Raw genomic sequence first — 14,325 nt, 5'->3', positions numbered from 1 at the left:
CACGGAATTTGCAAAAGTTTTAGATAAAACTTTTGGGCGCGCAGGCCAGAGAGATCAGACCTTCCCGCGCACCGCGTCGATCATCAATTGCACATTCTCAGGATCCGCATCTGGCGTGATCCCGTGACCTAGGTTGAAAATATGCGGCCCATTCGACAGTGCTTGAACGATGCGTTTGGCCTCATCCACCAGCGCTTGACCACCGGTCACCATATGGCTTGAGGCCAGGTTTCCTTGCACACAGCCACCAGGTTGCACATGCTCTGCGGCCCATTCTGCCGTCACGCTATCATCCAGCGCGACACAATCAGCCCCGGTCGCCTGATGGAATCCAACATATTTCTCGCCCGCTTGACGCGGGAATGCGATCACCGGCAACCCGGGAAAGCGCGACTTCATCTCCTGAGTGATGATCTTGGCCGGTTCCAGCGCGTAGCGTTCAAAATCATCGCCCTGCAAGGATCCCGCCCAGCTGTCAAACAGCTTGACCACCTCGGCCCCCGCTTTGACCTGCTCGGACAGGTAATCGATCGTCGCTTCAGTCAACCGATCAATGATCTTTTCGAACAACGCCCGGTTCTCAGCTTTCAGCGCATGGGCTGGCCCCTGATCCTTGGTGCCACGGCCCGCAATCATATAGGTCGCCACGGTCCAAGGCGCACCAGCGAACCCGATCAAGGTCGTTTCTTCGGGCAGTTCGCGGCGCAGGATCCGTACGGTTTCATAGACCGGGTTCAACGTCTCGTGGATCATCTCACCGCGACCAATTTTGTCAAAATCCGCATCCGAGGTGATGGTTGACATGCGTGGGCCTTCGCCAGTCACAAACCACAGATCCGCCCCAAGCGCCTGTGGCAAAAGCAAAATATCCGCAAACAGGATCGCCGCGTCAAAGCCATAGCGCCGGATCGGCTGCAGCGTCACCTCGGCCGCCAATTCAGAGTTATAGCAGAGCGACAGGAAATCCCCGGCTTGCGCGCGCGTCGCACGATATTCCGGCAAATAACGCCCCGCCTGCCGCATCATCCAGATCGGCGGAGTGGGCAAGGTTTCCCCAGCCAAGGCACGCAGAATGGTCTTGTTTGCAGGATTAGTCATCAGGGCACCTATCTTGTTTGCCCTCTCGTCCCGCGCCTGAGACAAGATGTCAAGCGATGCCTTTGTCACGCCCATTGTCTCATGCCGCTGACAGGCGTAAAGCTTGCCCCATGACCGAGATACCCTCTGCAGATGCCCCGCTGAAAATCGGTACCCGCGGCTCCCCGCTGGCACTGGCCCAGGCCTATGAAACACGTTCGCGTTTGATGGTGGCCTTTGATCTGCCGGAAGAGGCATTTGACATTGTCGTGATTAAAACCACCGGCGATGACCGCAGCCTGATTGACGCAGATCGACCGCTCAAGGAAATCGGCAACAAGGGACTCTTCACCAAGGAAATCGAAGAGGCCATGCTGCGTGGCGACATCGATATCGCGGTGCATTCGACCAAGGATATGCCGACCGTTCAGCCCGACGGGTTGGAGCTGACCTGCTTCCTGCCGCGCGAAGACACGCGCGATGCCTTCATTTGCCCGTCGGTCGACAGCATTCACGACCTGCCCAAAGGCGCAACCGTTGGCACCTCTTCCCTGCGCCGTCGCGCACAGCTGATGACGGTGCGCCCGGATCTCAACATCGTCGAGTTTCGCGGCAACCTGCAAACCCGTCTGAAAAAGCTGGAGGACGGCGTTGCAGCAGCAACCTTCCTTGCTATGGCGGGTCTGTCACGCCTCAACATGACCGAGGTTCCCGCCACGCCCATCGCACCCGAAGACATGCTGCCCGCCGTAGCCCAAGGGGCGATTGGCATCGAGCGACGCAGCAATGATGCGCGCGCCAAAACCATGTTGGATGCGCTTCACGATGCTGATACCGGCATCCGTGTGACCGCAGAACGCGCCTTTCTCGCCGAACTCGACGGGTCCTGCGAAACGCCCATCGCGGCTCTTGCGGAACTTGATGGCGACCAGATGCGCATGCGTGGAGAGATCCTGCGCCCTGACGGCAGTAAATCCTATGCCGGTGAAATCAATGGCCCAGCCGCTGAGGGCAACACCCTTGGTCGCAAATTGGCCCAGGATTTGATTGCCCAAGCCGGACCAGGGTTCTTTGACTGGCGCTAAAGGTTTTCTTTGGGCCAAAAATATCCCGGGGAGTCCCGAGCTTTGCTCGGGACGGGGCAGCGCCCCTAGCGCCCCCTAGGATACTTTAAGGACGATCTTGCCTATATGGCCGGAACTCTCCATCCGGGCATGTGCTTCTGACGCTTGCTCCAAAGCGAATTCAGAATCCATGACCGGCGCAACCTTGCCCACATCCAACAAGGGCCAAACCTTGTCGCGCAATGCTTCAGCGATCCGGGCCTTGGCCAGGTCGCTTTGAGGGCGCAAGGTGCTGCCGGTGATGGTCAGGCGACGGGTCATGACCTGGGCAAAATTCAGCTCGACCTTTGGCCCTTGCAGGAACGCAATCTGAACCAACCGCCCATCATCCGCCAAAGATTTCACGTTGCGCGGCAGATAAGACCCGCCAACCATATCGAGGATCAGGTCCGCGCCGCCCTCGGCGCGCAGGATCTCAACAAAATCCTCATCACGATAGTTGATCGCCCGCTCGGCCCCCAGATCCAGACAGGCCTGACATTTTTCATCCGACCCAGCGGTCACAAAGACGCGTGCGCCGAAATGTTTGGCCAGTTGGATAGCGGTAGTGCCGATGCCGCTTGATCCTCCATGGATCAAAAACCGCTCGCCCGCTTGTAACCCGCCGCGCTGAAACACGTTTGAATAAACAGTATAAAAGGTCTCAGGCAGGCAAGCTGCCTCTTTCAGCCCCATCCCTTTTGGCACAGGAAGACAATGCGCCGCCGGAGTGGCGACATATTCCGCATAGCCACCACCGGGCAGCAAAGCACAAACCTGATCGCCCAGCGCGGGCCAGGTCACCCCTGCCCCAACAGCGACCACTTCGCCCGAGGCCTCAAGCCCCGGCAAATCAGACGCGCCCTTTGGCGGATTATACATGCCAGCCCGCTGCAAAGCGTCCGGGCGATTGACGCCGGCATAGGCCACCTTGATCACAACCTGGCCATGCCCCGCCTTTGACATTGGGCGTTCGCAGGGTACCAGAACCTCGGGCCCGCCATGGGTGGAAATCTCAATCGCGCGCATGGTTTGGGTCATCACCGGCTCCTATCAACTGCTTTCCCTTGTGGTAGCAGCCCTAACAGCCATGACAAGTGTTGCGCTAAAAAGGACGACCACCTGGGAGGTCAGAGCGACCCGAAGACGGGGCCTGCACCTGTTCAAACAGCTTGCCGATCCCTTCCATGACACCGCCGATCAGCGGGGTTTTGCGCAGGACGGCCTTGGTTTTTTCAAACTGCATGACGTTTTCAATGCGGCGGTCGAGGAACTCCCATGTGGCACTATGTCCCTCTGATTGATCGCCCAACCAGTAAAGAACCACCGAGGAATAGACCGCCGAAAGCGTTGCGCGCTTGGAATACCAATTCAGATCACGCGACGAATCGCCCATCTCGCTCCAAATGCGATCCGCTGTGCCCCAGATCAGCTTGGCCCCGTCACCGGCATTTTGCGGCAGGGCAAACAGGGTTGTGCCCCGTTGTACCAACTCGCGATCTTCCACCGCCTCCAGACGCGCGCGGATGGCAAAGCTCACCTTATCGCGAATGCGCATGGCCGCGAATTCCGGGCTGTGCATCCTTTCAGCCATGACGTCATCACCCTGCTGGTGATACAAAACCGCCAGATCTAACGCCCCACGCGGGCAAAGCCCCCGCGCCACAACCGGATCCAAGTCACAATCGCGAATGGCCGCACGAAAGCTTTCCTCGGTCCAGCCGTCAAAGGGCACATGGATCAGCGCAGCCTCTAACAAGGCATGAACGGGACCGGGGTTTTGATCAGGCATGACACAGCTTCCTTGGCTTTCCATCGCAAGACTAGGGCCTGTGGACACTCACCATAGACCATCAGTTTCAGTCCAAAATTGCTCAGTTCTAGGAATTTGGCCACAGGAATAGTGATCTATTTCACGGTCAAATAACGACGAAATGAGCAATTTTGGCGAAACAGCGGAGCTGCGCGGCCCATTTTGCCTCTGCCTTCGTTGGTTTTCCCTACCGATCAACCAGATCGCTGCGGGAAAATCGCCTTGTCAGCGGCAAAATGGGTCTCGCGCTGATGGTTTATGGTGAGTGTCCACGGGCCCTAGACAATTCTTTACCCGCTTGCTATAGGCCGGGCTCCTGCAAATACTTGCAACTCAAACTTAGAAAGGTGGTGAAAACCACATGCAGGTTAGTGTTCGTGACAACAATGTCGATCAGGCGCTTCGTGCCCTGAAGAAAAAGCTGCAACGCGAAGGCGTTTTCCGCGAAATGAAGCTGCGTCAGCACTTCGAAAAGCCGTCGGAAAAGAAAGCACGCGAAAAGGCAGAGGCTATCCGCCGTGCCCGCAAGCTGGCTCGTAAAAAGGCTCAGCGCGAAGGTCTGCTCTAAGCAGCTTTGATGCACTAAAGGCAATAGACGACCCCCGTAAGCTGCCGCTTTCGGGGGTTTGTCATTTTTGACAGGATCGTTGTGCCGCAAGGTAGGGCATCCCTGCCCTTGTTAACGCGGCCACAACCGGCGAAAATCGCAACGACGAGTCTCTGCTTGCCGGATGGTTTCCAAATGAAAATGCGCCTTTGGCCCTTTGTTGCTGCGATTGCCATGTTGTCCTATGCCCTGCCGGCACAGGTCAAAGCGCAGGATATTACGCGTGTTGTGACCATTGACGGGTTGGCCCAGGTGGACCCGCTGCGCGCGTTGCGCGAGGCGGATATTGCCCTGCGCGATCCTCGGGTTTTGGGCACCCCACCCGATATGCGCATTCTGCTGGACCTGTTGCAGTTGCGCGCAGAGTTGTTGGAACAGATCGGCCAGATCCGCGCCGCTGGCGACGCCTGGACAGCGGTCGGGCGGACCCGCGCCTTTGCCCGCGCCACAGTGCAGTTGGATCCGGTTCCTGCCTTTGAACTGGCGGCTGACCTTTATGAGCAGGACAATGCCTTGGATCAGGCGCGCCGTGCCATCGAATCGGCGATTGAGGCCGAGGCCGAGACCGGGCGCGAGGGCGATGAATTGGCGCGTCTCTATGCCAGCCTGGCTCGGCTAGCAAAGCTTGCAGGCGATGACAAGGCCGCCGATCTCGCGGAGGCCGTCAATGAAAGCCTCGTCGCGCCAGCCTTTGAAACAAAGGACAATGACCCCAAGAACGGCTTTCGTGTGGTCGATGTTTATTACGCCACTGATCGCGCCCGAACCGGATCAAAAAAGCCGCGTGAATTCTATAGCGGGCAGCGGGGCGATCATCTGGAACTCGGCGTGGCGACAGTCACCATTCCGGACAACCATGTCTCGGGCCGCGTTGAACGCCCCTCTGTCTGGCGGTTGGAGTTTTCACCCTCGCCCAGCAAACATGTGTTGCTGAAATCCGTTGAACCTGTGGATCCGAATTCCTTCTTTGCCCGGCTGCAAGGGGAATTCTCTGGCGCGCCAGAACGTGACCTATTCGTTTATATTCATGGGTTTAACCACAGTTTCGAATATGCGGCGCAGCGTGCGGCCCAAATCACCTATGATATGGGGCATGCCTCGGTGCCGGTGCTGTTTTCCTGGCCATCGCGCGACCGGACGGCCGCCTATTTCGCCGATGCTGCTGTGGTGCGCCTGTCTGGGCGGCGCTTGGCGGTGTTCCTCGACGATCTCGTGGAACGCTCGGGCGCGCAGACCATCCATGTTCTCGCCCATTCCATGGGGTCGCGCGCGCTCTCTGATGCCTTGGAAATCATGGCTCTGCGCCGCAATGCCCAACCCGGCGACGCCCCGGTTTTTGGTCAGTTGATGTTTGCCGCCCCCGATATCGACACCGATCTCTTTGCCACCATGGCGGATGTGTTCAAACCGCTGGCCAAACGCATGACACTTTACGCCTCATCGACCGATTGGGCGCTGGTGTCGTCCCACAAGCTGCATGGTACCACACCGCGTGCAGGTCTGGGCGGCGAGTTCCTCATGGCGTCCAACGGGTTTGACAGCATCGACATGACAGCGATGGGCGAGGACATGCTGGCGCATAACTATTTCTCGAATGACAGCTCAGCGCTGGCCGATATGGCCACCCTGTTCTGGCGCGATGCTGCACCGATCAGCCGCTGTGGCCTGCAGGCCCGCAGCGATTTGGGGGCCCGAACCTGGAGCTATCGCCCCGGCCAATGCCCCTCAAACGACTTGATCAGCGTGTTTTCAAACCTCAAGCACAAGAATATCCGCGAGGCGGAAGAGGCGCGCAAACTGGTTGTTGAACTGGTGCCTGATCAGGGGCGTATCGAATTCATCCTGTCCCTGATCGAACGGATTTTGAACGGAAACCGCTAAGGCTCTTAGCTCGGACCGATCATAAAACAAGTGACCTGACGTGCCTGAAGCCGCTTGCAGGCAAGCTCGGCGGTGTCTCGTGTCAGCCCCATGAAATTGGCGTCAAACCCGCGCTTGCCTTTGACAACTTTGCGCAGTGATCCATCCAAAGTCGACGTCTCAGCAAGCGCTGTCTTCAGCAACACCTTTTCAGCCGTGAACCGGCTTGGGTAGCGACCGACATTGATGCCCCAATGCCGCCCACCCGAGGTCGAAAGTCGCGTGATCACTTCGGCTTTGCGCGATGGGGTCGGCACATCGCGCGGCGCGGCAGCGACCACGCGGGCTGGCCGGATAACCGGTTTGACCGAGGCAGCCGGCGCCGCCCCATTGGCACTTGGCGCGACAGCGGCAACGGTTTGCACCTCTTTCAGCACTTTTTCGATGTCATCTTGAACACTGGCGACCAAGGGCGCTGTGTCAGGCACGGGATCGGCCTGTAGCGGACGCGCTTGCGGACGCAGACTGCGCGTGACCGCTGCGGAGGCGACACGCACGGATTTCGCCCTTTGCCCCGGTTTCGCAGCAGGTTTGGGCGCGGCGGGGGCTTCGGCGATCACTGTGCGCCCTTTGGCTGAGCCACGATAAGGCGGTTTGCGCGGAGAGCGGAAAGCCACACGAGTCGGAGCCCGTTTGAACCCAAGGTCCAAAAGCTCTGCCACTTTGGCATTGCGCGACGCGGTCGAACGCCCACCAAATACCGTCGCGATTACACGTTCACGGCCACGTTCCGCCGATGCAACCAGGTTGAAACCTGCAGCGCGGGTATAACCTGTCTTGATCCCATCCGCGCCACGATAGCTGGACAGCAGGCGGCGATTGGTGTGGGCGACAGTCTTGATCCCCGCATCGGCGGTCTTGCGCGACCAGAGATTGTAATACATCGGGTAGTCATAAATGACGTGACGGCCCAAAATCGTCATATCGCGGGCTGTCGACAAGTGACCGTTCTCGGTCAAACCATGCGCGTTACGAAACGAGGTGCGGGTCATGCCCAGCGCCTTGGCGGTGCGGTTCATCCGGCGCGCAAAGGCGGCCTCGGACCCCTCGATCGCCTCGCCGATCGCTGTGGCGGCGTCATTGGCGGATTTCACCGCTGCCGCGCGCACCAGATAGCGCAATTTGATTTTCTGACCGGCACGCAACCCCAGCTTGGACGGTGGCTCAGACGCGGCATGGGCCGACACCTTGACCAAGGTATCCATGCTGATCTCACCATTCTGCACCGCCTCAAAAGCGATATAGAGCGTCATCATCTTGGTCAAAGAGGCGGGGTGAAGCCGGGTATCGGCATTGCGCGCATGCAAGACCTTGCCACTGCGCGCATCCATCACCATGGCTGCATAAGGTGCGGCCATTGCGCTGAGAGGCACCAAAAGCGCCAACCAAATAAACGTGAATAGATACAGGCCCATTCGGCCCGTCTGCCTACGACGTCCCGTCACGATATTCGCCTTTTACTGCCTCATGCCCCCGATTTTTCGGTGAGCTTATTTAGTTATTTGCGTTTAGCGTAACATGGAAATCACATTCGGAAAACCCCGCAATCTGTTGATTTTCCCTAACTTTGTGTTAACGGGCATTTCTACATCTAGGGGTTTCCCCCTAACCACCCCCAAGACAAGCGATTGCGGCGCAATTGTGGCGAATTAAGGCAAAATTGTGGCGAAAAACTCAGCCGATTTTTGCTACCAGATCCGACAACTCAGACAGGTCAGCAATCGCGTGATAGCGCTCAGACTCAGGCGCTTCGGCATGTTCCAGATCCCAGGCCAGATCATGGGGAACAAAAACGCCCCAACTGCCAACATCAATCGCCGGTCGCACATCGGATTTCATCGAATTTCCCACCATCATTGACGCCTGCGTCCCGCCTGGAAGGTCTCCGAAAATGCGCTGATAGGTTTGCGGTTGTTTGTCAGAGACAATTTCGACCCCATCAAACAAATCCCCCAACCCCGATTGGGCCAGTTTGCGCTCTTGGTGCAGCAAATCACCCTTGGTGATCAGCAATAGGTGGTGATCGTCGACCACGCCCTCGACCGCCTCTTGCGCATGAGGCAACAGTTCCAGCGGGTGATCCAGCATGTCGCGCCCCGCCTCAAGCAACTGTGCAATAACCGTCGCAGGCACGCGTCCATCGGTAACCTCAATCGCGGTTTCGATCATCGAAAGAGTGAAGCCTTTCACACCAAACCCATAATGCCCGATATTGCGCTTTTCCGCCGCCAACAGCCGGGCATCCAAATGATCCGGCTCGGCGAAATCGCCCAATAGCTCGGCGAATCGTTGCTGAGTGAAATGAAAGAACCGCTCGTTATGCCAAAGAGTATCATCCGCATCGAAGGCAATTGTTCGTAATTTCTTCACCTTTGTCCCCTCAGCTTTCCTTGGCCCCCTTTTCGTCGCGGCCAGACAGGTTATATAACCGGGCTAACCGCAGGAAGGTAAAGCACGCACTGATGACAAACGCTCTGACACTCCAGACATTTGCCAATGGTCCCCTGGTCATGACAGGCCCGAACACGCCCGATGATGGCGAAGGGGATGCCGGTGTCGCTGTCAAAACCCGCCCGAAAACCAAACGCCCACCTTTGTATAAGGTGTTGTTGCTCAACGATGATTACACGCCGATGGAATTTGTTGTGCATGTGCTGGAGCGTTTCTTTGGCATGACCCATGCACAGGCGTTTGAAATCATGCTGACAGTGCACAAAAAGGGTGTCGCAGTTGTTGGCGTGTTCTCGCATGAGATTGCGGAAACCAAGGTCAGTCAGGTGATGGATTTTGCCCGTCAGAATCAGCATCCGCTGCAATGCACCATGGAAAAGGAATAACCCCGGTCGGGGTTAACCAGGATGAGCTTGGATCGTCTGACATTCGCGATGAATTCCGCCGGGTTGGAGCTCCCCTCCGGTCGGATCGGCCTGTTTGGAGCCTTATCAGCGGACGGGTTGGGAACGTTCAAACCTGATGACGTTGAGGTCATCCAGACATTTTTTCCCGAGTATCAGGCTTGGGAAAAGCGCGTCACAACCACGACCCATCTGAATGGCGCATATGAAGCGATTGTCGTAACACTCCCTCGCGCCAAAGATTTGGCGCAACAGCGTATCGCGCAAGCCGAAGAAGCAGCGAGCGGTGGTTTGGTGATCGTCACCGGAGCCAAAACCGACGGAATCGACCCGATCGCCAAGGCTTTGAAAGGCAAGGTCACGCTTGAGGGCAATGTCTCAAAGGCCCATGGGCGCTGTCTTTGGTTCAAGGCCTCTGGCGCGCTAGGTGACTGGCTCACCCCGGACATGTCCGCCAATGCCGAGGGCGATATGACCGCCCCGGGCGTGTTTTCCGCAGCAAAATCCGATCCGGCCTCGCGCGCCTTGGCCGCTGCCTTGCCCACCACAATCAAGGGGCGTGTTGCAGATCTAGGTGCTGGATGGGGCTGGTTGTCGCGCGAGATTCTGAAACGGGACAAAGTGCGCGAGCTGCACTTGGTCGAAGCAGACCTGACCGCCTTGACCTGCGCCAAGGTCAATGCCGATGAACCGCGCGCCCAGTACCATTGGAATGATGCGACGCGCTGGCAGGCCCCTGCCCCACTGGATGCGGTCATCATGAACCCGCCCTTCCACACCAGCCGCAAGGGCGAACCGGCGCTTGGCCAAGCGTTCATTAGCAACGCAGCACGGCTTCTTTCGACCAGCGGGCAGCTTTGGATGGTGGCGAACCGCCACCTGCCTTACGAAACCGTGTTGCAAGACCGCTTTCGCGAGGTCAGCGAAATCGCCGGCGATACAAAGTTCAAAATTCTCCACGCGACCCGCCCCGTGCAACGCACTCGCACAGGGCGATAAGTTCAGATAACCTGCCCCAAGAGGCAAAGGAGCGCGCTATGGGCTTTTCCATTGAAGGCAAGACAGCCATTGTAACCGGCTCGGCCAACGGTATCGGCCTCTCCATTGCCCGGCATTTTGTCGATAAAGGCGCGAATGTGATGTTTGCCGATATGGATGAGGATGGTCTCATCAAGGAATGTGGCAGCGCACCGGACGAAGGCAACATGCGCTATTTCGCGGGTGATTTGCGCGAACGCCTGACCCTGGCCAACTTGCTTTCGGCCACTCTGGATGCGTTTGACCGCGTGGACATCTTGGTCAATGGCTCACGTCAAACCATGCAATCGACGCCTTTGGATCTGGATGATGGATCTGTTGAGCAAATGCTGTCGCAAAACCTGTTGACATCTCTGCGTCTTAGCCAATTGGTCGCCAAGCGAATGATCAAACAGGCCGAAGGGCAAGAAGAAGGGCAAGTTGGCTCGATCATCAACCTTTCCTCAATCGCCGGGCGCCGCACGCATCCGGATCTACTGGGCTATTCGGTGTCCTGCGCCGCCTTGGATCAAATGACTCGTTCACTGGCTGTGGCCTTGGCTCCTGAGCGTATCCGGGTCAACGCTGTGGCCTTTGGCTCGGTCATGTCGGCCAGCCTCAAGGATATTTTGCGCGAAAACCGTGAGTTCCGTGAAGACATTGAACAACACACGCCTTTGGGCCGCATCGCGGCACCGGATGAGTTAACCGATGCGGTTCAGTTTCTGGCCAGCGAGGGATCGGGCTTTATGACCGGCCAGATCATGACCGTCGATGGCGGACGGACCCTGCTTGATCCGGTCGAAGCACCGGCGCATTAATTGCGGACACGTGCAAGCGTCGCATTGATGCCGTTTGTGGCACCCTTTAGATAAGGCGCAAGACGGAGTGCCAGATGACAGACCTTTTCCAAGACGAAAAACACCGCGCCAGCACCTGGTTTCGCAGCCTTCGGGACGAAATCGTTGCAGCCTTTGAGGGGTTGGAAGACAGCCATTCGGAAGGCCCCTTTTCCGATGAGACCGCTGGCCGCTTTGAAGTGACCGAGACCAAGCGCCATTCGGATGATGGCTCTGATGCGGGCGGTGGCTTGATGAGCGTCATGCGCGGCGGGCGGGTCTTTGAAAAGGTGGGGGTCAATGTGTCGACCGTCTACGGCACGCTGGGCAGCGCTGCGCAAAAATCCATGGCCGCGCGCGGTGTTCCAGGCATCGAAGATGACCCGCGCTTCTGGGCCAGCGGCATCAGCCTGGTCGCCCATATGCAAAACCCACATTGCCCGGCGGTTCACATGAACACCCGGATGTTCTGGACGCCGAATGCCTGGTGGTTCGGCGGCGGGTCAGATCTGAACCCTTGTCTGGAATATGACGACGACACCGCCCATTTTCATGCCACGCAGGAAGAGCACCTGAAACCACATGGCGACGGGTTGTATGGCGAGTTGAAAGCCTGGGCGGATGAATATTTCTACATCCCTCACCGCCATCGGGCGCGTGGTGTTGGCGGCATCTTTATGGATGACCGCAATACCGGCAATTGGGAGGCGGATTTCGCATTGACCCAAGATATTGGCCGGGCCTTCCTTCCTGCCTTTGTTCCGCTGGTCGAGAAACGCCGTGTGGACGCCTTTGGTGAGGCTGAGAAAGAGGCACAGCTGGTGCATCGCGGTCTCTATGCCGAATATAACTTGGTCTATGATCGGGGCACCAAATTTGGCCTGGCAACCGGGCACGACGCCAATGCGGTGCTTATGAGCCTGCCCCCCATGGCCAAATGGGTTTGAAGCGAGCACGGTAAGCGGGACCAAATTCCATTGATGGAATTTGCAAACTCCGTGCACGGAATTTGGTTGCGCTCACGCCTTGCGCCATGCGCCATAGGCCAAACCGTCCAGCGTCCAGTCACCGACAGACCACCGCACGAGACGCAGACAAGGCAGCCCCACATGGGCTGTCATGCGGCGCACCTGGCGATTGCGCCCCTCGGTGATGGTGAGTTTCAACCAGGCATCAGGCACAGTTTTGCGAAACCGGACCGGAGGAGTCCGTGGCCAAAGATCGGGCGGATCAATCAGCTCTGTCTTTGCCGGGCGCGTCATGCCATCTTTCAGCTCCACTCCGGATCGCAGTGCTGCAATCTGATCCTCAGACGGGCGTCCTTCGACCTGAACAAGATAGGTCTTGGGCTTTTTGAACTTGGGATGCGCGATTTTCGCCTGCAAGCGCCCGTCATCGGTGAGAACCAATAACCCTTCACTATCCCGATCCAAGCGCCCCGCCGGGTAAACCTTTGGCACGTCAATGTAATTGGACAGGGTTTCGCGTTTGCTGCCCTCGGTTCCCTTATCAGTGAATTGCGACAGCACGCCAAAGGGCTTGTTAAACAAAATGACTGTCATGACCGGCGCTCCGCGAAAAAGGATTTCAAAAGCGCCGCGGAGGGCGCTTCACCGATCCCGTCGAAAACCTCTGGCACATGGTGGCATTGCGATTGTTCAAAAATCCTCGGCCCTTGCAGGACACCGCCGGACTTTGGATCGCTTGCCCCGAAATACAGCCGACGGATGCGGGCAAAGGAGATCGCGGTAGCGCACATTGGACAGGGTTCCAAAGTCACATAAAGGTCGTGATCAGGTAGACGTTCCGCATTTAGTCGCGCGCAGGCTTCGCGGATTACCAAAACCTCGGCATGGGCCGTCGGATCGCTCAATTCGCGTGTGCGATTGCCCGCCAGCGCCACAATCCGTCCCAGCGGGTCAACAATCACCGCGCCAACCGGCACTTCGCCGCGTGCTGCGGCGGCACGGGCCTCATCCAGAGCGATATCCATATAGCTGCGAAAGGTCATGCCGCCCTATAGCCTCTGTCGCGCAAATGGGCTAGTCGTGTTGCTTTCAACCTGCATGGCTGCCAGATCGAAAGGTGCCTCAATGACCGCTTCTGACACCCCCAAAGGGCATCGCATCGCCAAAGTCATCGCCCGCGCCGGCGTAGCCAGCCGTCGGGATGCCGAGCGTATGATCGAAGAGGGGCGGGTTTCGGTGAATGGCAAGGTCATCGAACGCGCGGCCTTGAACGTCACCGACAAAGATGTGATCGAGGTGGACGGCAAAGCGCTGGCAACCCCGGACGCTGCACGTCTGTGGCTCTATCACAAGCCAACGGGATTGGTCACAACCGACCGCGACGAAAAAGGCCGCCAAACCATTTACGATTCCCTACCTGAGGGCATGCCGCGTGTGATGAGCGTGGGCCGGCTTGACCTCAATTCCGAAGGGCTTTTGTTGCTCACCAATGATGGCGGGATCAAACGCAAGCTTGAACTGCCCTCCACCGGATGGCTGCGCAAATACCGTGTTCGGGTGAATGGCCGCCCGACTGATGAAACGTTCGAACCTCTCCGCAAGGGGATCGAGGTGGAGGGGCAGAGGTTCCAGCCCATGACCGTGTCCATTGACCGCCAGCAAGGGGCCAATTGCTGGCTGACGGTCGGGCTTCGCGAGGGGAAGAACCGCGAAATCCGCCGTGCGATGCATGATGTTGGCATGGTGGTGAATCGATTGATCCGGGTGTCCTATGGTCCGTTCCAGCTGGGGCAGTTGAAGCAGGGGGAGGTCGAAGAGATTCGCCGCCGCGTGTTGCGGGATCAATTGGGCCTTGAAGAAGAGGAAAAGACCGGAACAGCCAAGCGCGCGGTTCGACGCAATCGTAAAGATGTTGGCACTTCGAAGCCCGGTACGCGCCCAACGGTCAAGCCCAAGGGCAGAAGCGGCACACCGGCAAAGCGTGGCAAACCACTGACTCAAAAAGACAAACCCCCAAGCTCCAACAAAGCCAGTCGCCCTAAGCGGCGTTAGCATCCAGTTAACTCTTCTTGATAATTCCCGTGTGTCGCCCAGTTTTTGCCCGGATTCGCGCGCAAGTTCGGGCG

At 57.9% G+C, this 14,325-nt stretch carries 15 protein-coding genes; 8 read left to right on the top strand and 7 right to left on the bottom strand.

From position 1 onward, the window contains the following. Window positions 1-54: 54 nt before the first annotated feature. Window positions 55-1,098 (bottom strand): uroporphyrinogen decarboxylase, encoded by a 1,044-nt coding sequence (hemE, locus tag CLV87_RS18720; RefSeq protein ID WP_099249332.1) that lies wholly within the window; start codon window positions 1,096-1,098, stop codon window positions 55-57. Window positions 1,099-1,208: 110 nt separating this feature from the next. Here hemE and hemC point away from each other — a divergent pair, with 110 nt between their 5' ends. Then, entirely contained in the window at window positions 1,209-2,162 is a 954-nt protein-coding gene (gene hemC / locus CLV87_RS18715) for a hydroxymethylbilane synthase (protein ID WP_133840845.1), read from the top strand. Window positions 2,163-2,237: 75 nt separating this feature from the next. On the opposite strand, the gene CLV87_RS18710 is transcribed toward hemC, so the two are convergent. Next, on the bottom strand, window positions 2,238-3,221 hold the full coding sequence (locus CLV87_RS18710) for an NAD(P)H-quinone oxidoreductase (protein ID WP_099248600.1): 984 nt from the start codon (window positions 3,219-3,221) through the stop codon (window positions 2,238-2,240). 64 nt (window positions 3,222-3,285) lie between these two features. Beyond that, window positions 3,286-3,972, bottom strand: a complete 687-nt coding sequence (locus tag CLV87_RS18705; RefSeq protein WP_099249330.1) for a COQ9 family protein — start codon at window positions 3,970-3,972, stop codon at window positions 3,286-3,288. A gap of 382 nt (window positions 3,973-4,354) precedes the next feature. Between CLV87_RS18705 and rpsU the strand changes: the two genes are divergently transcribed. Beyond that, on the top strand, window positions 4,355-4,561 hold the full coding sequence (rpsU, locus tag CLV87_RS18700) for a 30S ribosomal protein S21 (RefSeq protein WP_007818122.1): 207 nt from the start codon (window positions 4,355-4,357) through the stop codon (window positions 4,559-4,561). Between the two features lie 174 nt (window positions 4,562-4,735). Further along, on the top strand, window positions 4,736-6,481 hold the full coding sequence (locus CLV87_RS18695; RefSeq protein ID WP_099248598.1) for an alpha/beta hydrolase: 1,746 nt from the start codon (window positions 4,736-4,738) through the stop codon (window positions 6,479-6,481). 5 nt (window positions 6,482-6,486) lie between these two features. Here the strand turns inward: CLV87_RS18695 and CLV87_RS18690 are convergent, their stop codons facing one another. Both CLV87_RS18690 and CLV87_RS18685 read right to left on the bottom strand, forming a co-directional pair. Next, window positions 6,487-7,935: a D-alanyl-D-alanine carboxypeptidase family protein gene (locus tag CLV87_RS18690; RefSeq protein WP_099248596.1), complete on the bottom strand. Its 1,449-nt coding sequence runs from the start codon at window positions 7,933-7,935 to the stop codon at window positions 6,487-6,489. 259 nt (window positions 7,936-8,194) lie between these two features. After that, window positions 8,195-8,890 carry an HAD family hydrolase gene (locus CLV87_RS18685; RefSeq protein WP_099248594.1) on the bottom strand — a complete coding sequence of 232 codons (696 nt, stop codon included), beginning with the start codon at window positions 8,888-8,890 and terminating at the stop codon, window positions 8,195-8,197. Between the two features lie 140 nt (window positions 8,891-9,030). Between CLV87_RS18685 and clpS the strand changes: the two genes are divergently transcribed. The 4 genes from clpS to hemF all read left to right on the top strand — a co-directional run bounded on the left by clpS (window position 9,031) and on the right by hemF (window position 12,178). Beyond that, window positions 9,031-9,357, top strand: a complete 327-nt coding sequence (clpS, locus tag CLV87_RS18680) for an ATP-dependent Clp protease adapter ClpS (protein WP_099248592.1) — start codon at window positions 9,031-9,033, stop codon at window positions 9,355-9,357. Window positions 9,358-9,378: 21 nt separating this feature from the next. Beyond that, the gene (locus tag CLV87_RS18675) at window positions 9,379-10,374 is read left to right on the top strand and encodes a class I SAM-dependent methyltransferase (protein ID WP_099248590.1); all 996 of its coding nucleotides are present in this window, start codon (window positions 9,379-9,381) and stop codon (window positions 10,372-10,374) included. Window positions 10,375-10,412: 38 nt separating this feature from the next. After that, window positions 10,413-11,213 (top strand): SDR family NAD(P)-dependent oxidoreductase, encoded by an 801-nt coding sequence (locus CLV87_RS18670; RefSeq protein WP_099248588.1) that lies wholly within the window; start codon window positions 10,413-10,415, stop codon window positions 11,211-11,213. A gap of 74 nt (window positions 11,214-11,287) precedes the next feature. Continuing rightward, the gene (gene hemF, locus CLV87_RS18665; protein ID WP_099248586.1) at window positions 11,288-12,178 is read left to right on the top strand and encodes an oxygen-dependent coproporphyrinogen oxidase; all 891 of its coding nucleotides are present in this window, start codon (window positions 11,288-11,290) and stop codon (window positions 12,176-12,178) included. Window positions 12,179-12,250: 72 nt separating this feature from the next. Here hemF and CLV87_RS18660 read toward each other — a convergent pair whose 3' ends face one another. Both CLV87_RS18660 and CLV87_RS18655 read right to left on the bottom strand, forming a co-directional pair. Next, a complete protein-coding gene (locus CLV87_RS18660) occupies window positions 12,251-12,793 on the bottom strand; it encodes an rRNA large subunit pseudouridine synthase E (RefSeq protein WP_099248584.1) in 543 nt (180 codons plus the stop codon). After that, complete coding sequence (locus tag CLV87_RS18655) at window positions 12,790-13,242, bottom strand: nucleoside deaminase (protein WP_099248582.1); 453 nt, start codon at window positions 13,240-13,242, stop codon at window positions 12,790-12,792. Before CLV87_RS18655 ends, CLV87_RS18660 begins: the two co-directional genes overlap by 4 nt. Before the next feature lie 55 nt (window positions 13,243-13,297). Between CLV87_RS18655 and CLV87_RS18650 the strand changes: the two genes are divergently transcribed. Further along, window positions 13,298-14,251, top strand: coding sequence for a pseudouridine synthase (locus tag CLV87_RS18650; protein WP_099248580.1), 954 nt, complete (start codon window positions 13,298-13,300; stop codon window positions 14,249-14,251). Window positions 14,252-14,325 lie beyond the last annotated feature (74 nt).

The sequence above is a fragment of the Pelagimonas phthalicica genome (assembly GCF_004364805.1).
GTDB lineage: Bacteria > Pseudomonadota > Alphaproteobacteria > Rhodobacterales > Rhodobacteraceae > Pelagimonas > Pelagimonas phthalicica.
The sequence above is the reverse complement of the archived record's forward strand: the minus strand, read 5'-3'. Positions and strand labels throughout refer to the sequence as shown.